The 18,931-nt window shown below is 71.3% G+C and carries 15 protein-coding genes; 11 read left to right on the forward strand and 4 right to left on the reverse strand.

Annotated elements, in window-relative coordinates; genetic code table 11:
• Nucleotides 1-115 precede the first annotated feature (115 nt).
• Nucleotides 116-1,441 carry an allantoinase AllB gene (gene allB / locus OG975_RS38135; protein WP_406336659.1) on the forward strand — a complete coding sequence of 442 codons (1,326 nt, stop codon included), beginning with the start codon at nt 116-118 and terminating at the stop codon, nt 1,439-1,441.
• Nucleotides 1,442-1,512: 71 nt separating this feature from the next.
• A complete protein-coding gene (gene alc / locus OG975_RS38140) occupies nt 1,513-2,628 on the forward strand; it encodes an allantoicase (RefSeq protein ID WP_406334036.1) in 1,116 nt (371 codons plus the stop codon).
• A gap of 370 nt (nt 2,629-2,998) precedes the next feature.
• Here alc and OG975_RS38145 read toward each other — a convergent pair whose 3' ends face one another.
• The gene (locus OG975_RS38145) at nt 2,999-3,748 is read right to left on the reverse strand and encodes an SDR family oxidoreductase (RefSeq protein WP_406334038.1); all 750 of its coding nucleotides are present in this window, start codon (nt 3,746-3,748) and stop codon (nt 2,999-3,001) included.
• A 144-nt stretch (nt 3,749-3,892) separates the two neighbouring features.
• Between OG975_RS38145 and OG975_RS38150 the strand changes: the two genes are divergently transcribed.
• From OG975_RS38150 to OG975_RS38165, 4 genes are all read left to right on the forward strand, one after another.
• On the forward strand, nt 3,893-4,501 hold the full coding sequence (locus OG975_RS38150; protein WP_406334039.1) for a dihydrofolate reductase family protein: 609 nt from the start codon (nt 3,893-3,895) through the stop codon (nt 4,499-4,501).
• 157 nt (nt 4,502-4,658) lie between these two features.
• Entirely contained in the window at nt 4,659-5,564 is a 906-nt protein-coding gene (locus tag OG975_RS38155; RefSeq protein WP_406334040.1) for a DMT family transporter, read from the forward strand.
• Nucleotides 5,565-5,650: 86 nt separating this feature from the next.
• Entirely contained in the window at nt 5,651-6,043 is a 393-nt protein-coding gene (locus OG975_RS38160; protein ID WP_406334041.1) for a ribonuclease domain-containing protein, read from the forward strand.
• Nucleotides 6,044-6,416: 373 nt separating this feature from the next.
• On the forward strand, nt 6,417-7,673 hold the full coding sequence (locus tag OG975_RS38165) for a sensor histidine kinase (RefSeq protein ID WP_406336661.1): 1,257 nt from the start codon (nt 6,417-6,419) through the stop codon (nt 7,671-7,673).
• A 312-nt stretch (nt 7,674-7,985) separates the two neighbouring features.
• Here OG975_RS38165 and OG975_RS38170 read toward each other — a convergent pair whose 3' ends face one another.
• On the reverse strand, nt 7,986-8,957 hold the full coding sequence (locus OG975_RS38170) for an NADPH:quinone reductase (protein WP_406334043.1): 972 nt from the start codon (nt 8,955-8,957) through the stop codon (nt 7,986-7,988).
• Between the two features lie 212 nt (nt 8,958-9,169).
• On the opposite strand from OG975_RS38170, the gene OG975_RS38175 reads away from it, so the two are divergent.
• The 5 genes from OG975_RS38175 to OG975_RS38195 are packed head-to-tail and all read left to right on the forward strand — an operon-like array spanning nt 9,170 to nt 16,042.
• Nucleotides 9,170-9,721, forward strand: a complete 552-nt coding sequence (locus OG975_RS38175; RefSeq protein ID WP_406334044.1) for an SRPBCC family protein — start codon at nt 9,170-9,172, stop codon at nt 9,719-9,721.
• Nucleotides 9,722-9,761: 40 nt separating this feature from the next.
• Nucleotides 9,762-11,330, forward strand: coding sequence for a class I adenylate-forming enzyme family protein (locus OG975_RS38180; RefSeq protein ID WP_406334046.1), 1,569 nt, complete (start codon nt 9,762-9,764; stop codon nt 11,328-11,330).
• Between the two features lie 4 nt (nt 11,331-11,334).
• Nucleotides 11,335-12,573, forward strand: coding sequence for an FAD-dependent monooxygenase (locus OG975_RS38185; RefSeq protein ID WP_406334048.1), 1,239 nt, complete (start codon nt 11,335-11,337; stop codon nt 12,571-12,573).
• The gene (locus tag OG975_RS38190) at nt 12,570-14,549 is read left to right on the forward strand and encodes an FAD/NAD(P)-binding protein (RefSeq protein WP_406334049.1); all 1,980 of its coding nucleotides are present in this window, start codon (nt 12,570-12,572) and stop codon (nt 14,547-14,549) included. Before OG975_RS38185 ends, OG975_RS38190 begins: the two co-directional genes overlap by 4 nt.
• Complete coding sequence (locus OG975_RS38195) at nt 14,546-16,042, forward strand: adenylosuccinate lyase family protein (RefSeq protein ID WP_406334050.1); 1,497 nt, start codon at nt 14,546-14,548, stop codon at nt 16,040-16,042. The genes OG975_RS38190 and OG975_RS38195 overlap by 4 nt, the downstream gene beginning before the upstream one ends.
• 385 nt (nt 16,043-16,427) lie before the next feature.
• On the opposite strand, the gene OG975_RS38200 is transcribed toward OG975_RS38195, so the two are convergent.
• Entirely contained in the window at nt 16,428-18,302 is a 1,875-nt protein-coding gene (locus tag OG975_RS38200) for an anthranilate synthase family protein (RefSeq protein ID WP_406334051.1), read from the reverse strand.
• On the reverse strand, nt 18,299-18,925 hold the full coding sequence (locus OG975_RS38205; RefSeq protein ID WP_406334053.1) for an isochorismatase family protein: 627 nt from the start codon (nt 18,923-18,925) through the stop codon (nt 18,299-18,301). Before OG975_RS38205 ends, OG975_RS38200 begins: the two co-directional genes overlap by 4 nt.
• Nucleotides 18,926-18,931: the final 6 nt, after the last annotated feature.

An 18,931-nucleotide genomic window follows, 5' to 3' on the forward strand; every position in this document is an offset into this window, starting at 1 on the left:
AAGACTCCTTCAACAGAACGTTGAATTCCGTTACGTGGAAGTAAACCCGCGGTATCGGGAGTCAACAGCGGCAGAGAGAGGGGTCCGGGTGTCTGACGTCGGATTGGTCGAACTGATGCTGCGCTCGACGCGCGTCATCACTCCCGAAGGGACGCGCGCCGCATCGGTCGCGGTCGCCGCGGGGAAGATCACGGCCGTGCTCGCGCACGACGCCGAGGTACCGGCCGGTGCCCGTCTGGAGGACTTCGGCGACGACGTCCTGCTGCCCGGCCTCGTCGACACCCACGTGCATGTGAACGACCCGGGCCGCACGGAGTGGGAGGGCTTCTGGACGGCGACGCGCGCCGCGGCGGCAGGGGGCATCACCACTCTCGTGGACATGCCGCTCAACTCCCTCCCGCCGACGACGACGGTCGACAACCTCCGTACCAAGAAGGACGTCGCCCGCTCCAAGGCGCACATCGACGTCGGCTTCTGGGGCGGCGCGCTGCCCGACAACGTCAAGGACCTGCGGCCACTGCACGACGCGGGCGTCTTCGGCTTCAAGGCGTTCCTGTCCCCGTCGGGCGTGGACGAGTTCCCGGAGCTCGACCAGGAGCAGCTCGCCCAGTCCCTCGCCGAGATCGCCGGCTTCGGCGGCCTGCTGATCGTGCACGCCGAGGACCCGCACCACCTCGCCGCCGCCCCGCAGAAGGGCGGCCAGAAGTATGCCGACTTCCTCGCCTCGCGCCCCCGCGACGCCGAGGACACCGCCATCGAGAACCTCATCGCCCAGGCCCGGCGGCTCAACGCGCGCGTGCACGTGCTGCACCTGTCGTCCAGCGACGCGCTGCCGCTGATCGCCGCCGCGAAGGCCGAGGGCGTACGGCTCACGGTGGAGACCTGCCCGCACTACCTCACGCTCACCGCGGAGGAAGTCCCGGACGGCGCCAGCGAGTTCAAGTGCTGCCCGCCCATCCGGGAGTCCGCCAACCAGGACCTGCTGTGGCAGGCGCTCGCCGACGGCACCATCGACTGCGTCGTCACCGACCACTCGCCGTCCACGGCCGACCTGAAGACCGACGACTTCGCGACCGCTTGGGGCGGCATCTCCGGCCTCCAGCTCAGCCTGTCCGCCGTCTGGACCGAGGCCCGCAAGCGTGGATACGGCCTTGAGGACGTCGTCCGCTGGATGTCCTCCCGCACGGCGCGGCTGGTCGGCCTCGACGATCGCAAGGGAGCCATCGAGGCGGGCCGCGACGCCGACTTCGCGGTCCTCGCGCCCGACGAGACCTTCACCGTGGACCCCGCCGCGCTCCAGCACCGCAACCGGGTCACGGCGTACGCGGGCAAGACCCTCAGCGGCGTCGTCAAGTCCACCTGGCTGCGCGGCGAACGCATCGTGGCTGAGGGCGAGTTCGGTGAGCCGACCGGTCAACTCCTGTCCCGCCGCCACCCATAGTCCCTGCCCCCCGTAGCCCCTGAACGCCCCGCACCCGCAGCGGCCGACCCTCGAAAGGCAGATCGATCATCGTGACGGCGATACCTCACTTCACCGGCGACGCGAACCCCTACGGAGGAGGCGACCCGTACGCGGACTACCGCACCGCCGACTTCCCCTTCACCCAGTACGCCAACCTCGCCGACCGGCAGCTCGGCGCCGGTGTCATCGCCGCCAACGACGAGTTCTTCGCCCAGCGCGAGAACCTTCTGCTGCCCGGGGCCGCCGAGTTCGACCCCGAGCACTTCGGCCACAAGGGCAAGATCATGGACGGCTGGGAGACGCGGCGGCGCCGTGGCGTCTCGGCCGAGCACCCGTGGCCGACGGCCGAGGACCACGACTGGGCGCTGGTCCGGCTGGGCGCGCCCGGTGTGATCCGCGGGATCGTGGTCGACACGGCCCACTTCCGTGGCAACTATCCGCAGGCGGTGTCGGTCGAGGGTGTCTCGGTCGCGGGCTCCCCCTCGCCGGAGGAGCTGCTCGCGGACGACGTGAAGTGGACGACGCTCGTGCCGCGCACGGCGGTCGGCGGGCACGCGGCGAACGGTTTCGCCGTCTCCGTCGAGCAGCGCTTCACGCATCTGCGCGTCAACCAGCACCCCGACGGGGGTGTCGCGCGTCTTCGCGTATACGGCGAGGTCGTGCCCGACCCGAAGTGGCTGTCCGTCCTCGGCACCTTCGACGTCGTCGCCCTGGAGAACGGTGGCCAGGTGGAGGACGCCTCCAACCTCTTCTACTCACCGGCCACGAACACCATTCAGCCGGGGCGCTCCCGAAAGATGGACGACGGCTGGGAGACGCGTCGGCGTCGGGACCAGGGGAACGACTGGATTCGGTACCAGCTCGTGGCGCAGTCCGAGATCCGTGCGATCGAGATCGACACGGCGTATCTGAAGGGCAACTCGGCGGGCTGGGCGTCGGTGTCCGTCAAGAACGGCGACGACGGCGACTGGACCGAGATACTCCCCCGGACCCGCCTCCAGCCCGACACCAACCACCGCTTCACCCTCGCCGCGCCCGCCACCGCCACCCACGCGCGCGTCGACATCTTCCCGGACGGCGGCATCTCCCGACTCCACCTGTTCGGCTCCCTGACCCCGGAGGGCACGTCCCACCTGTCCTCCCGCCACCAGGAACTCGACGGCTGACAAGCGTTCTTCGCCCCCGCCGCCCCTACCCGTCCCATCCCGTTCCTGGGGCTCCGCCCCAGACCCCGTGGGGTTGTGTGTCGGCTGCGGGTGGGTGGGGGTTGCTCGCGCAGTTCCCCGCGCCCCTAACGGCGCGGGGCTGCGCCCCGCGATCCCCCGCCCGCCCCGGGTTGTTTTTAGGGGCGCGGGGAACTGCGCGACCAGCCCCCATGCGCCCGCAGCCAAACGAACCGGGGTGGGCGGGGAATCGGGGCGCAGCCCCGCCGAAGGGGCGCGGGGAACTGCGCAATCTTTTAGGGGGGTCTGGGGGCGCAGCCCCCAGGAACGGGATGGGACGGGTAGGGGCGGCGGGGGCGAAATACAGTCGGCTCTACGCCGCGTGCCCCCCGTCCACCGAAAACTCCGCCCCGGTGACGTACCCCGCCTCCACCCCCGCCAGATAGGCCACCAACGACGCCACGTCATCCACCGCACCGAACCGCCCCAGCGCAGTCATCGAAGCCTGACCCGCCGCATACGGCCCACCCGCCGGATTCATGTCCGTGTCGATCGGCCCGGGATGGACGATGTTCGCGGTGATCCCCCGATCCCCCAGCTCCCGCGCCAGGGCCTTCGTGAGGCCGATCAGGGCGGACTTGCTGGTCGCGTAGAGGGTTCCGCCGGGCCCGGGCACCCGCTGTGTCATGCAGGTGCCGACCGTGATGATCCGGCCACCGCGGTCCATGCGGGAGGCAGCCGCCTGGGACGCGAGGAAGACGCCGCGTACGTTCACGGCCAGGACCCGGTCGACATCGGCGAGGGAGAGACTGTCCAGCGGCGCGAGCACACCTACGCCCACGTTGTTCACGAGGACGTCGAGGCCGCCCAGCTCCTCCACCGCGCGCCGCACGGCACCGGCGGCCTCCTCCGGCTCCGCGGAGTCCGCCCGCAGAGCCACCCCGCGCCGCCCGAGCGCCTCGACGGCGCGTACGACGGCGTCCGCGTCCTCCTTGCCGCGCACATACGTGACGGCCACATCCGCGCCCTCCCGGGCGAGCCGTACCGCCGTCGCCGCCCCGATACCGCGGCTCCCGCCGGTCACCAGGGCCACTTTGCCGTTCATGGTTCGTTGTGAGGTCATGCGTCCATCTCAGCCGCCGCGGCACCGAGATACTGGCGGCGAACGGACACCGAGTTCCGGTGGACCGATGAGTTGCGGGTGCCCATGGGGTCTGCCCTGATGACAGCAGACCCCCCGAAGGAAACAAGGAAGAAGGCACCCGCCATGGGCAAGCTCATCCTCACCAGTTTCGTCACCCTCGACGGCGTCATGCAGGCCCCGGGCGGTCCCGAGGAGGACCCGAGCGGCGGCTTCGAGCACGGCGGCTGGAGCGTTCCTTACGGGGACGAGGACTTCGGACGCTTCATGACCGGCGTCATCTCCCGCGCGGACGCCTTCCTGCTGGGCCGGCGGACGTACGAGATCTTCGCGGGCTACTGGCCGAAAGTCACCGACCCGGCCAACCCGATCGCCTCCCAGCTGAACTCCCTTCCCAAGTACGTCGCTTCGTCGAGCCTCACGCACGCCGACTGGAACGGTACGACGGTGATCGCCGGCGAGCTCGGCAAGGAGGTCACCGCCCTCAAGGAGCGCATCGACGGCGAACTCCAGGTCCACGGCAGCGGTGCCCTGGCCCAGTCCCTGTTCGCGCTCGACCTGGTCGACACCCTGCACCTGCTGAGCTTCCCGGTCGTACTCGGCGCCGGCCGCCGCCTCTTCGGTGAGGGCGCCGTCCCCACCGCGTTCCGGCACGCCGCGGGCAGCATCACGAGCACGGGCGTCGCCCTCCACACGTACGAGCGGGAAGGCCGCCCCACGTACGGGAGCTACTGAGCGCTGCCGGGGAAGTGCGGGCGCGTTCCCGGAACCGCTCAGCCGAAGAAAAGGGTGTAGCCCTCACCCACCCCCGCCTGTACGGTGATCGTCCCCCGTGGGAGCCGCCGACGTCTCCGCGCTGCCTGTCTTGCGACAACCGCTGGAGACCGCTCCCATGTCCTCGATCGCCGTACCCGGCGCGCTCGCGCCCCGCCGTGCCTGGCTCACCGACCTGCCCGTGCTGCTCGTGGCGGTGGTGTGGGGCGCGAGCTATCTCGCCGCCAAGGACATCACCACCGCACGGACGGTGATCGCCGTGCTGGTGCTGCGCTTCGCGATCGTGCTGCCGGTGCTGGTGACGGCGGGATGGCGGTCGCTGCGGGCCCTGACGGCAGCGCAGTGGCGCGGGGCCGGAGTGCTCGGGCTCATCCTGAGCGGGATCTTCCTCCTGGAGACGTACGGCGTCGTCCACACCTCGGCGACCAACGCCGGCCTCATCATCAGCCTCACCATGATCTTCACGCCGCTCGCAGAAGCGGCGGTGACCCGCGTCCGGCCCTCGCGCGCGTTCCTCGCCGCGGCCGGCGTCTCCGTGCTCGGCGTCGTGCTGCTCACCCAGGGCGGCGGCTTCACCCGCCCCTCGCTGGGCGATCTGCTGATGCTCCTCGCGGCCCTCGCCCGGACCGTGCACGTGCTCGCCATGTCCCGTATCAAGTCCGTCCAGGGCGCCGACGCGCTGTCGCTCACCACTGTCCAACTGGGCGCCGCCGTGGCGGTGTTCGCCGTACTGGCCACCGGAGCCGACGCCACGCCGTGGAGCACGGCCGCGGGCTTCGGCGCGCGGGAGTGGGCCGGGCTGCTCTTCCTCTCGGCGTTCTGCACGCTGTTCGCCTTCTTCGTGCAGATGTGGGCGGTACGCCGGACCTCGCCGTCCCGGGTCAGCCTGCTGCTCGGCACCGAGCCTCTGTGGGCCGCCGCCGCGGGGATCGCCCTCGGCGGTGAACGGCTTGGCGCATTGGGGCTGATGGGCGGCGTACTCGTCCTCGCGGGGACCGCGTGGGGGCGTCGGTCGGCAGGTTAACTCCCGGAAAACTCATCGGACTTGGCGGGAGAAAACCCTTACCTTGACATTGACATGCCAGGGTCTACGCGCGTCATTCTATGTCCATGAGATTCCCCCCACGAACCACCCGCATCGGTGCTCTTGTCGCCCTCATGTCCGCCCTGCTCATCGGCGGCACCGCCGTGGTACCGGCCAACGCGGCGGCGACTGCCGTGGGCAGCATCTGTTACAGCGCGCTGCCGTCACAGGCGTACGACACGCTGGACCTGATCGACTCGGGAGGTCCCTTCCCGTACTCGCAGGACGGGGCCGTCTTCCAGAACCGGGAGGGTGTCCTGCCCTCGCAGTCCACCGGCTACTACCACGAGTACACGGTCATCACGCCCGGCTCCTCGACGCGTGGTGCCCGTCGCATCGTGACCGGCAAGAAGACGCAGGAGGACTACTACACCTCGGACCACTACGTCACCTTCAAGCTGATCAACTTCAGCTGCTGATCCGCTGCGATCCGCTTCTGATTGGCTCCTGATCGGCACCTGATCGGATGGTGACCCGCCGGTGGTCCACCGGTGACCGGTCCGCCGGAAGCCCAGGGCGCCCTGAACCAGGGCGACACAACCGAACAGTTCCAGCATCCGCTTCATGTCATGACCCTCGCCCCGCGGCTCCCCCACGTTCATCGGCCGCGGGGTGAGGCATGTCCGGCCGAAGTCGCGGGTCGCCGCGACGGGGCGGGACGAAAGTCTGAAGTGGTGCGACTTTGGTCGGCGATCCCGGTCGCGGGGAGGTGGCGGCGGGTACGGCTGCGTAGATTTGTCGACCGTGAGTGGTGACCATCCGGCGCGTGAGACGGCGTCTTCGGCGGAGGGACTGGCCGGGCGGCCGGTGCCCGCGGGGCAGGCCCTGCCCGGGCGGCGATGGCTGCTGCCCTCGGCCGTGGTCGCCGAGCTGGACCCCGACGCCGAACGCGCGGGCCGGGGCGGGCGGCCGCGCCGCACCGTGCGCGACTGGATCGTCGACTTCGGATGCTTCCTGCTGGCCGTCGTCATCGGGCTGGCGGCCGCGAACACACTGAACCACGACCCGAACACCCCGCACGGTCTCGCCGTCGCCGACCAGTGGCTCGGCGCGCTCGCCTGCGCGGCGGTCTGGCTGCGGCGGCGCCGGCCGCTGGGGCTCGCCGTGGCGATGGTCCCGGTCGGGCTGGTCTCGAACACCGCGGGCGGCGCGGCCATGGTGGCTCTGTTCACGCTCGCCGTGCACCGGCCCTTCAAGTACGTGGGATGGCTCGCCGGTCTCTCGCTCGCGCTGATCCCGCTGTTCTTCTGGCTGCGCCCCGACCCCGACCTGTCGTACGCCGCCGCGGTCGTCGTCACCGCGCTGCTCACCGCGACGGTGGTCGGCTGGGGCATGTTCGTACGGTCCAAGCGCCAGCTCATGCTGAGCCTGCGGGACCGGGCGCGGCGGGCCGAGACCGAGGCGGAGCTGCGGGCCGAGCAGGCGCAGCGGCTCGCCCGTGAGGCCATCGCGCGCGAGATGCACGACGTGCTCGCGCATCGGCTCACCCTGCTGAGCGTGCACGCCGGGGCGCTGGAGTTCCGGCCGGACGCGCCGCGCGAGGAGGTCGCGCGGGCGGCCGGGGTGATCCGGGAGAGCGCGCACGAGGCGTTGCAGGATCTGCGGGAGATCATCGGGGTGTTGCGGGCGGGGGACTCCGACGATGCGGGGCGGCCGCAGCCGACGCTCGGCGGGCTCGACGGGCTGGTCGCCGAGTCGCGCTCGGCCGGTATGAAGGTCGTCCTCGACAACCGTGTCGCCGATCCGGCCGCCGTGCCCGCGTCCGTCGGGCGCACCGCGTACCGGATCGCTCAGGAGGGGCTGACGAACGCGCGTAAGCACGCGCCGGGGGCCGAGGTCACGGTGACGCTTCGCGGGGCGCCCGGGGACGGCCTGACGGTGTCCGTCCACAATCCCGCGCCTCCGGGGGACGTCCCCCATGTTCCCGGGTCGGGGCAGGGGCTCATTGGACTTACGGAGCGGGCGACGTTGGCGGGGGGCTGGTTGGAGCACGGGGCGGAGAAGGACGGGGGGTTTCGGGTGGGGGCGTGGCTGCCGTGGGGTGGGTGACGGGTTTCTTCGCCCCCGCCGCCCCTACCCGTCCCATCCCTTCCTGGGGGCTGCGCCCCCAGACCCCCCTAAAAGATTGCGCCGTTCCCCGCGCCCCTGAACGACGTCTGCGGGCCGGTGGGGGTTGCTCGCGCAGTTCCCCGCGCCCCTTAAGGGGCGCGGGGAACTGCGCAATCTTTTAGGGGCGCGGGGAACTGCGCGACCAGCCCCCACCACCCGCACCCGACACACCACCCATCCCGGGGTCGAAGGGGCAGAGCCCCTGGGGATGGGACGGGTAGGGGCGGCGGGGGCGAGGAACCCGGCGGTGGTTCAGGAGCCGGTGTGCAGGACGACCCGTTTGCCGTGGAGTTCACCGCGTTCCATGCGGTGGTGGACGTCCGCGGCGGTGCTGAGGGGCAGCGGCTCCATGGCGCGGGGGCGCAACAGGCCCCGGGACAGCAGGTCGTTGATGGTGGTCGCCGCCGAGGCGAGTTCCCAGGGGGTGGCGTGGGAGATGGCGAAGCCCCGTACGGAGGCGTCCTTCATGTAGAGGGGGCCGACGGGGAGGACGGGTTCGTCCTTGGCGCCGGCCAGCAGGACGATGCGGCCGCGGTGGGCGAGGAGGGCGACGGCGGAGGTGAGGTCGTTGCGGCCGGAGGTGTCGACGTGGACGTCGACTCCGGCGGGGGCCAACTCCGCGAGGCGGCGGGTGAGGTCCGGGTCGCGGTAGTCCACGACCTCGGCCGCCCCCAGAGTCCGGCAGTAGCCGTGGTCGCGAGCCGCCGCCGTCGCGATCACACGGGCACCCGCGCGCACCGCGAGGACCACCAGCGCGGCACCCACGTTGCCCGCGGCCCCGGCGACCAGGACCGTCTCGCCCGGGCACAGACCGCCGTGGGTGAACAGGGCGAGATACGCGGTGGCGGCCGGGTGGACCACGGCCACCGCGATCTCGGGGGCCACGCCCGGTGGGAGCCGGTAGAGCCGGTCCACCGGCACCACCGCCTGCTCGGCCGCCGCCCCCTGACGGCCGCCGTGGCCGAGGCTGTTGCACCACACCGCGTCGCCGACGGCGAACCCGCCCCCGGCCGACGCGACCGTGCCCACCAGGTCGCGGCCTATGACGAAGGGAAACTCCAGCGGCGTACGGAAGACCCCTGAACGGACAAAGGTGTCCACGGGGTTGACCGTGGTGGCCCGTACGTCGACGAGGACCTCGTCGGGACCCGGCACGGGCGCGGCGAGCTCTCCGTAGCGAATGACGTCGGGTGGGCCGAGCTGTTCGGCATAGGCGGCACGCATGGCCCTGGATTCTTCCACCGGGGGAGGGCGCTCGCGCGAAGCCCGTGCGTTCTTCGTCAAGTCCCGAGTTGCGAGTCTTAAGTCCCTTGGTGGCACTGCCCATTGGACTTGACGGACCCTCACGCGCCCTTTTGCCCGCGCCCTCCAACCGGCGCAGCATTCCGGCATCAGCGGAAAACACCGGGAGTGACAAGACCGTGGGTGACAAGACCGTGAGTGAAAACGTCGTTGAGGAAAGCTCTCTGTTCAAGGTCGCGGCCGACGTGCACATCGACGCCACGCCCTTTCAGGTCTACTCCGTCGTCAGCGACCTCGGCCGCAGCGGCGACTGGAGCGAGGAGTGCGTCGGCGGGGAGTGGGTGGAGGGCGAAGCCGCCACCGTGGGTGCCGTCTTCCGCGGTGACAACCACCGTGACGAGGACGTGGTCGCGTGGGCCCCCGTCGTGCGCGGAGCGTGGAGCACCCGTTCCGAGGTGGTCGCGGCCGAGGCCGGCGTCACCTTCTCCTGGGCGATCCAGGACTCGACGGGGCGGAAGCAGGAGAGCGTCTGGACCTTCGACATCGAGGCCGAGGGCGCCGGCAGCCGACTGGTCCATCACTTCAGGATGGGCGCCCCGACGGAGGGAATCCGGGGGATCACCGCGGAGATGGACGCGGAGCGGAAGCAGGCGTTCTTCGCCGACTGGGGAGCCAAGCTGGAAAAGGATCTGGCGGCGACCGTGGAGCGCATCAAGGACGTCATCGAAAGCGAATTCAAGAGCTGAATTCCGAGCCTGTGAAGCCTGGGTAGGAGAGGGCGAGCACGTGTTGCTGCAACGGATAGGAAACCGGGGAATCCGGCTCGGGACGCTCTTCGAGCGAGCGGCCGCCCGGCACCCCGCGAACATACTGATTCTCGACCATGATCTCGACATCGCGCCCGGCCTCGGCCGCCGCGCCACGGTCGCCGAAGTCGCCGACCTGGTCGACGACTTCGCGTCCCGGCTGTGGGCGGCACGGGTCAGGCCCGGCGACCGCGTGGTCATCTACAAGTCCGACGGATTCGACATCACCCTGCTGGCGTGTGCCACGGCCCGTGTCGGCGCCGTACCGGTGCTGCTGTCGCCCAAGCTCGACGGGGAGACGGTCACCGAGCTGGTGCGGCGCACCGACCGGCCGTATCTCGTGACCGACCAGGCGAAGCTGGAGCAGGAGCTGCCCGGCTCGGTGGTCGGGCTGGCGTCCGGAGTGCTGCTGACCTCCGGCAGCCACCCTGCCGCCACCGCGCTGAGCGAGTTCGAGGGAGTCGAGCGCGTCGCCGCGGTGACCATGCCGCCCGAGCACCCGGCGCTCATCACGCACACGTCGGGCACCACCGGCACACCGAAGCTCGCCGTGCACACCGGGCGGACCCTGCAAGCGCGTTACCGGCCGCAGGCCTCCGTCGTCACGCCCCTCGTCCGGGGGCGCGAGACGATCGCCATGCATGTGTCGTTCGTGCACTCCCGGCTGTTCACGGCGCTCGCGATCTCACTGCATCGCGGATTTCCCATCGTCGTACTCGCCGATTCCGACCCCGCTCATGTCGGGGAGCTTTTCGCGCGGCTGCGGCCCGGAATTCTGGAGGCTCACCCCAACTCCTTCATGAAATGGGAGGAGTTGGCGGACGATCCGCGCCGGCCCCTGTCCAACGTCAAGCTCTACAGCAGTACGTTCGACGCCATCCATCCGCGGACCGTACAGCGGCTGCTGGGTGCGACGGACCGCCGGGCGCCCGTCTTCGGGCAGCTGTACGGGCAGAGCGAGATCGGGCCGGCCGTCGCGCGCTCCTTCAGCAGGCGGCGGGCCGCCGAGGCCGACGGGCGCTGTGTGGGGATGCCCTTCCCCGGTATGACGGACGTACGGGTCGTCAGCCGCAACGGGCAGCCGCCGTCCAAGGACAACCCGGGGTTCATCGAGGTGAAGAGCGACGGCCGCATCGTCACCTATCTCGGCGAACAGGCGCGTTACGACAAGCAGTTGTCGGAGGGCGGCTGGTGGCGCATGGGAGACGTGGGCTACCGCACCAAGTGGGGCTGTCTGCATCTGCTGGACCGCGAGGTCGACGTCATCGAGGGCTTCGGCTCCACGCTGGCCGCCGAGGACCGGCTGTTCGCCCGGCTCGACGACCTCGCCGAGGTCATCATCATCCCCGGCGCGGACGGCAGGGCCGTACCCGTGGTGTGCACCAAGGACGACGTACCGCTGGATCTCCAAGCGTGGCGGGCCGCGGCCGAGGGGCTGCCGCCCATGGCCGATCCCGTGCAGTGGCGGCTCGCCGATCTGCCGCAGACGGCCACCACGAAGATCAAGCGCCTGGAACTGGCCCGCGTGCTCACGAACCAAGGTGGGTGACGACATGATCAGGACAGTCATCACCGGCGGAGGCATCGGCGGGCTCGCCACCGCGCTCGCCCTGGCACAGCGCGGCCATCGGGCCGTCGTCCTGGAGCGGGCCCCGGAGTTCGCCGAGATCGGCGCCGGCATCCAGCTGGCGCCCAACGGAATCCACGCCCTGGACCGGCTGGGCGTCGGCGGCGCGGCGCGCGCCCTGGCCGTCCGCATGGACGAACTGCGGTTCATGGACGGCGTGAGCGGCGAGCACGTGACCAGCCTGCCGCTCACCGAGGAGTACCGGCGCAGGTTCCGCAACCCCTATGTCGTCGTGCACCGGGCCGAGCTGCACGCCCTGCTGCTCGGCGCGTGCCGGGCCTTCGACACCATCGAACTGCGCGGCGGCAGCGCCGTCACCGGCTATGAGCAGAGCCGTACGAGCGCCTCTGCCGTGCTGGAAAGCGGTGAACGGGTCTCGGGCGACGCGCTGATCGGCGCCGACGGAATCAACTCCGCCGTCCGCGCACAGCTTGTCGGCGACGGCGACCCGCGTGTCTCCGGGATCACCGTGTACCGCGCGGTCATCCCCATGGAGCGGGTGCCCGAGGAACTGCGCCGCAACACCTCCGTGGTGTGGTGGACGGGCCCCGGCTGCCACTTCGTGCACTACCCGATCGCCGGCGGCAAGCACCTCAACCTCGCGGGCAGCAAGGACGACGGCGGTACCCGGGCCTTCGCGGGCGTGCCCGCCGAAAAGGCCCACGTACGACGGCAGTTCGGCGCCCTCGGGCCGGACGCGCAGCGTCTCGTCGAGCTGGGCGAGGGCTGGCGGTCCTGGATGCTCGTGGACCGCGACCCGGTCGACACCTGGACCGACGGCCGCGTCACGCTCCTCGGCGACGCCGCCCACCCGATGCTGCACTACGCGGCCCAGGGCGCCTGCCAGGCCCTCGAAGACGCCGTCCACCTCGGCGACCTGCTGGAGGAGGGCAGCGGGGACGACGTGTCCCAGCGCTTCGAGAAGTACACCGCCGACCGCCGGGAGCGCACCGCCGCGATCCAGCTCGCCGCGCGCGAGAGCACCCGGCTGTGGCACCCCGCGGGCGGTGCCGCGCTCGCCAGGAACGCACTCCTGTCCAAGCTCACCCCCGGCCAACTGCACGACCAAGTGGCCTGGATGCACGGTGCCCGGGACTTCGGCGCGACCACACCCGCACCGGCCTACCTCTCAACCCACCCGAATCTGAATGGAGTTCAGGAATGAGCAGCAGCCGTCTCCAGGTCGCCATCGTGGGCGCCGGACCGCGCGGTCTGTCCGTACTGGAGCGCCTGTGCGCGGGCGAGCGCAAGCGGCCCACGCACACGGACGTCACCCTGCATGTCGTGGACCCGTCCCCGGCCGGTGCCGGAGCGGTCTGGCGCGCCCAGCAGTCCCGGCATCTGCTCACCAACACGGTGGCCTCGCAGATCACCGTCTACACGGACGACAGCGCGCAGATCGAGGGCCCCATCGAGCCGGGGCCGAGCCTGTACGAATGGGCCCAGGGCCTGTCCCTGCTCGGCCAGTTCGGCGGCTACGACAACGACACCCTTGAGGAGGCCGAACGCCTCGGCCCCGACTCGTACCCCAGCCGCGCCTTCTACGGCCGCTATCTGCACGACGCGTTCAAGCGGGTCGTCGCCCGCGCCCCGAAGCACGTCACCGTGACGGTGCACTCCTCCCGCGCGGTGGCCATGGCCGACACGCACGGCGTCCCCGGCGGTCCGCAGGGCCTGCGCCTGGAGGACGGCACCCGGCTGAACCAGCTGGACGCGATCATCCTGGCGCAGGGTCACCTGCCGGCGCGCCTCACCCCGCGCGAGGCCCGCACCGCGAGCCTGGCCCGGATCCACTACCTGACCTACATCACGCCCTGCAACCCGGCCGACGCCGATCTCAGTTCCATCGCCCCCGGCCAGAACGTCCTGATCCGCGGACTCGGCCTCAACTTCTTCGACCACATGGCCCTCTTCACCCTGGGCCGCGGCGGCAGCTTCGCCGAGGAGGACGGCAAGCTCGTCTACCATCCCTCGGGCCGCGAGCCCAAGCTGTACGCCTTCTCGCGGCGCGGCGTCCCGTACCACGCGCGCGGCGAGAACGAGAAGGGCGCGTACGGGCGTTACTACCCGAAGCTGCTCACCGGCCAGTACATCGAGGACCTGCGCAAGCGCTCCGAGGACGGCGAACGCGTCAACTTCACCGCCGACCTGTGGCCGTACATCTCCCGTGAGGTGGAGAGCGTCTACTACGGAACGCTGCTCTCCGCGAAGGGCCGCGACGCCGACCGCGAGGCACTGGTGAGCGCCTACCTTGCCCTGGGGGAGGGCGAGAGCCCGGACGCGCTGCTCGACTCGTACGGCATCGACAGCGGTGAGCGCTGGGACTGGGAGAAGCTCTCCCGGCCGTACGGCAAGCGGAAGTTCGCCGACCGCGAGGACTTCCAGGAGTGGCTGGTCGGCTATCTGCGCCAGGACGTGGTGGAGGCCCGTTCGGGCAACGTCAGCGGACCGCTCAAGGCGGCCCTCGACGTCCTGCGCGACCTGCGCAACGAGATCCGGCTCGCCGTCGACCACGGCGGCCTGGAGGGCAACTCGCACCGCGACGACCTGGAGGGCTGGTACACGCCCCTCAACGCCTTCCTCTCCATCGGCCCGCCCGCCGCCCGCATCGAGCAGATGGTCGCGCTCATCGAGGCCGGCGTCCTGGAGATCACCGGTCCTGGCACCCAGGTCCGCCTGGACACCCTCAACCAGGTCTTCGTCGCCGACTCGACCGCCGTACCCGGTAAGCCGATCCGCGCCACCGCACTGATCGAGGCACGGCTGCCCGAGCCCGACATCCGGCGCACCGACGACCCGCTGCTCAGCCACCTGATCAACACCGAGCAGGCGGGCCCGTTCCGGATCGACGGCTCCTGCGGCACGAGTTACGAGACCGGCGGGCTCGCCGTCACCGAGCGGCCCAACCGGCTCCTCGACGCCCGCGGGAGGGCGCACCCGCGCCGGTTCGCCTACGGCGTGCCCACCGAGTCCGTGCACTGGGTGACCGCGGCCGGTATCCGGCCCGGCGTCGACTCGGTGACCCTGGGCGACTCCGACGCGATCGCCCGCGCCGTCCTCGGACTGCCCCCGGCCGCCCAGGTCCCCGCCGGTGTACGGCCGGTGACCGACGACACCGATCTGACAGGAGTGATCGTGTGACCCACCCACTGGACGCACACGTGGACCCGGACGTGCTCACCGACTCGGGTCTGCTGTCCCCCGTGCGTGCCGGTACCCCCGTCGAGGCGGCCGTCTGCGACCGGGCATGGCTTCAGGCCATGCTCGACGCGGAGGCCGCCTTGGCCCGTGCCCAGGCACGGCTCGGGACGGTGCCGAAGCCCGCGGCGGACATCATCACCCGGGCGGCACGCGCCGACCGCTTCGACGCCCGCGCCCTCGCGCTCGCCTCCCGGGAGACCGCCAACCCCGTGGTCGGCCTGGTCCAGGCGCTCACCCGGGCCGTCGCGGCCCAGGACGAGGGCGCGGCGGAGTACGTACACCGGGGCTCCACCAGCCAGGACGTCCTGGACACCGGGGCGATGCTGGTCACCGCCAGGGCGCTGCGACTGCTGCGCACCGACCTGACCCGGATCGCCGACGCGCTGGGCGCCCTGGCCCTGGAGCACCGCGACACCCTGATGGCGGGCCGCACGCTGGCCCTCCAGGCGGTGCCGACGACCTTCGGGCTCAAGGCGGCGGGCTGGCGCGAGCTGGTCCTCGACGCCGTACGGCGGGTCGAGCGGGTGCTCGACGGGGGGCTGCCGGTGTCGCTGGGGGGCGCCGCGGGGACCCTGGCGGGATATCTGGAGTACGCGGCGATCGCCGGCGCGGAGGGCATGGGCGGTGACCTGTCCCTGGACGGTGACGTAGGTGTGGACGGCGTGGACGGCGTGGGCGGCGAGGCCGGGAACGCGGGCGACTATCTCGACCGGCTCGTCGAGGCGTTCGCCGCCGAGACGGGGCTCGCGCCGGCCGTACTGCCCTGGCACGCGCTGCGCACGCCGATCGCGGACGTCGCCTCGGTACTGGCCTTCACGGCCGGTGCGCTGGGGAAGATCGCGGTGGACGTGCAGTCGCTGACCCGGACCGAGGTCGGCGAGGTCACCGAGCCGACGGTGGCCGGCCGTGGCAGTTCGTCGGCGATGCCGCACAAACGCAACCCGGTGCTCGCCACGCTGATGCGTGCCGCCGCGCTCCAAGTCCCGGTGATGGCCGCCGGTTTGACGCAGTGTCTGCTCTCTGAGGACGAGCGTTCCGCCGGTGCCTGGCATGCCGAGTGGCAGCTTCTGCGGGAGTGCCTGCGGCTGGTGGGCGGCTCTGCCCATACGGCTGTGGAGCTGGCCGAGGGGCTGGTGGTCAACCCCTGGCGCATGCGGGAGAACCTTGCGCACAGTGGGGCTCAGATCGTGTCCGAGCGCATCGCTGCCGTGCTTGCGCCGTGGTTGGGCAAGGTGCGGGCGAAGCAGGTGCTGAGCGATGCGGTGGGTGTTGTGCGTGAGAGTGGGCGGGGGTTGCCCGAGGTGCTTGCGGAGGAGCCCTCGGTTGCTCGGCTCCTCAGTGCCGCGGAGTTGGTGGTGCTGTGTGATCCGGCCGGGTACACGGGGGGTGCGGGCCCTCTGGTCGACCGGGCGCTGCGTTTGCGGGCCGCGTAGACCGAGTTCGTACGGAGCGATGGATCCGCTCTTCCCGGTGCGCCGGGGGAGCGGATCCTTTTTGTTCGCCCCCGCCGCCCCTACCCGTCCCATCCCCAGGGGCTCTGCCCCTTCGACCCCGTTCGGTTGTGTGTCGGGTGCGGGTGGGTGGGGGCTGGGCGCGCAGTTCCCCGCGCCCCTGAACAACTGCCGGTCCGCCCCGGGTGCTTTTAAAAGGCGCGGGGAACTGCGCGAGCAACCCCCACCGGCCCGCAGACGACGAACTACCCCGTCTTTCGGGGGGTCTGGGGGCGCAGCCCCCAGGGATGGGACGGGTAGGGGCGGCGGGGGCGAAAGAAGCCCCGGCCCCCCTGGGGGAAGGGGGCCGGGGCTTGTGGGGACGGGGTCAGATGGTCTGGAGGGGGGCGTGGAGGTGGTGGATCAGGGAGGCGAGGACGGTGGGGCCGTTCTGGGTGAGGACCGACTCCGGGTGGAACTGCATGGAGGCGAAGCCGGGGCCACGCAGGGCGTGGACCTCGCGGTTGCCGGGGTCCCGGCAGACCTCCACCACGCCCACGCCCGGCACGTCGACCGTGTCCGCGGCACTGCGCGCGGCGAACGTGTTGTAGAAGCCGACCCGTTCGTGCCGGCCGAAGAGGTCGATCTCGCGCTGCACTCCTTGGTTCGGCACGGCACGGCGGTTGAGGTCGAGCCCCAGTTCCAGGCTGAGGACCTGGTGACTGAGGCAGACCGCGAGGAACGGCTTGCGCGTGTCCAGCAGCTCACGGACGGCCGAGTGCAGATGGGCGATCTTGGGGAGGGTGAGGTCGCGCGGGTCGCCCGGGCCCGGGCCCATGACGACGAGGTCGTAGTCGTCGAAGGAGTACGGCTCGTCGAACCGACGGACCGTCACCAGCAGGCCCATGGAGCGCAGTTGGTGGGCGATCATGGCGGTGAAGGTGTCCTCGGCGTCCACGACCAGGACCCTGCGGGCGTCCGCCACCGGCGCCCGCCGGTCGCCCTCGGCCAGCCAGAACCCCGCGATCGTCGCGTTCCGTGCGGCCAACGCCCCCCGCACGCTGGGGTGTTCGGCGAACCGCGTCGGCTCCTCCGTGCCGAGCGCCGCGAGCAGGCCGGCCGCCTTCGCGCGCGTCTCGGCGACCTCGGAGTCCGGGTCGGAGTGGCGTACGAGCGTGGCGCCCACGCCGATGCTCAGACGGCCCTCGGCGGAGATGTCGGCCGTACGGATCAGGATCGAGGAGTCCAGGGTCCGCCCGCCCTGCGCGTCGTGGCCGATCAGGGCGAGGACACCGCTGTAGTAGCCGCGGCCGTGCGGCTCGTGACGGCGGATGACGCGCGCCGCGCTCTCCAGGGGAGAGCCCGTGACCGTCGGCGCGAACAGTGTCTCGCGCAGGATCTCGCGCGGATCGTGGTCCGTCTCGCCCTCGATGAAGTACTCGGTGTGCGCGAGCCGCGCCATCTCCCGCAGATACGGGCCGACCACCCGGCCGCCCGTCTCGCAGATCCGGGCCATCATCTTGAGTTCCTCGTCGACGACCATGTACAGCTCGTCGGCCTCCTTGCGGTCGGCGAGGAAGTCCATGACGTCGGGGAGGGTCGGGCCGGCGGCGGGATAGCGGTACGTGCCGCTGATCGGGTTCATGACCGCCGTACCGCCGTGCACGCTGATGTGCCGCTCGGGGCTCGCCCCCACGAGGGTGCGGGTCCCGGTGTGCACGAGGAAGGTCCAGTACGCGCCGGACTCCTGTTCCATCAGCCGGCGGAACAGCGTCAGCGCGCTCGCCGGCGAGTAGCCGGTGATGTCGGCGGTGAACGACCGCTTGATGACGAAGTTCGCGCCCTCGCCCTCGCCGATCTCCTCCTTGATGATCCGGCGGACCGTGTCCGCGTAGGTCGCGTCGTCGATGTCGAAGTGGCCGCCGGCCAGCCGGATCGGCACATCGGGGACGCGCGCCAATACGTCCGCCACCGGCAGGGTCTGCTGCCCGGTGACCGTCATGGCCAGCAGCGGCGTCCCGTCGTCGGCGACGTCGTATCCGCGCTCCTCGATCTGCCGGTACGGGACCAGCGCCAGCACCTGGTGACCGGGCGCGGAGGCGGCGGGGAGCGGAATGCCGGCCAGGGTCCCCGGCTCGTGCACGTCGCCGACGAGGATCTCCAGTGCGGAGCGGCCGGTGGCGGCGGGCCGGTGCAGCAGGGCGTACGCGGGCGTGTGCCCGGACAGCACCTGGTCGAGCAGGTCGCGCGGGGCGCCGGTCATGCGAAGACCTCCTTTGCGGGGATGACGACGGCACAGCGCTGGGCCGCGTAGTGGAGTGCGGTGCGATGGTCCTTCGCCGAGAAGTCGGCGACCGCGTCGGCGACGACGAAGGGCTGGATGTCGTGCGAGAACGCCTCGGTCGCGGTGATCAGCACGCCGACGTGCGCGTACACACCGCAGATGATCAGCTGGTCGCGGCCCGCGGAACGCATCCGCTCCAGCAGGTCCGTACGGAAGAAGGCGCTGTAGCGCCACTTGGTGAGCAGCCAGTCGCCCTCCCGGGGCGCGAGCGGCTCGACGACCTCGCGGTCGACGGGGTCCACCCGCATGCCCGGGCCCCAGAAGTCGGCGAGCAGACCGCGCTGTCCGGCGGACATCCCTCCGGGCTGGGCGGTGTACGCGACCGGCACGCCGAGCTCGGCGCAGCGGTCCCGCAACAGCGCGGCGTTGCTGACGAGTTCGTCGCCCGGCCCCTGGTCGGGCAGGGGTTTGAGGAAGTAGCGCTGCATGTCGTGGACGAGCAGCACCGCGCGCTCCGGGTCCGCCGCCCAGGCCGCCGCGTTGGGCGGCAGCTCGCCCGGGGAGGGCATCGCGTACGGCTCGATGGTGGGTATGCCGGCCATGGAAGT

The sequence above is a fragment of the Streptomyces sp. NBC_00203 genome, from assembly GCF_045206325.1.
Lineage (GTDB): Bacteria > Actinomycetota > Actinomycetes > Streptomycetales > Streptomycetaceae > Streptomyces > Streptomyces lutosisoli.

Excerpts from the sequence above, each read along its gene's own strand:
- allB (WP_406336659.1), top strand. The coding sequence starts at position 116 with ATGCTGCGCTCGACGCGCGTCATCACTCCCGAAGGGACGCGCGCCGCA.
- OG975_RS38145 (WP_406334038.1), bottom strand. The coding sequence starts at position 3,748 with ATGACCTCACAACGAACCATGAACGGCAAAGTGGCCCTGGTGACCGGC.
- OG975_RS38150 (WP_406334039.1), top strand. The coding sequence starts at position 3,893 with ATGGGCAAGCTCATCCTCACCAGTTTCGTCACCCTCGACGGCGTCATG.
- OG975_RS38155 (WP_406334040.1), top strand. The coding sequence starts at position 4,659 with ATGTCCTCGATCGCCGTACCCGGCGCGCTCGCGCCCCGCCGTGCCTGG.
- OG975_RS38160 (WP_406334041.1), top strand. The coding sequence starts at position 5,651 with ATGAGATTCCCCCCACGAACCACCCGCATCGGTGCTCTTGTCGCCCTC.
- OG975_RS38170 (WP_406334043.1), bottom strand. The coding sequence starts at position 8,957 with ATGCGTGCCGCCTATGCCGAACAGCTCGGCCCACCCGACGTCATTCGC.
- OG975_RS38185 (WP_406334048.1), top strand. The coding sequence starts at position 11,335 with ATGATCAGGACAGTCATCACCGGCGGAGGCATCGGCGGGCTCGCCACC.
- OG975_RS38190 (WP_406334049.1), top strand. The coding sequence starts at position 12,570 with ATGAGCAGCAGCCGTCTCCAGGTCGCCATCGTGGGCGCCGGACCGCGC.
- OG975_RS38200 (WP_406334051.1), bottom strand. The coding sequence starts at position 18,302 with ATGACCGGCGCCCCGCGCGACCTGCTCGACCAGGTGCTGTCCGGGCAC.
- OG975_RS38205 (WP_406334053.1), bottom strand. The coding sequence starts at position 18,925 with ATGGCCGGCATACCCACCATCGAGCCGTACGCGATGCCCTCCCCGGGC.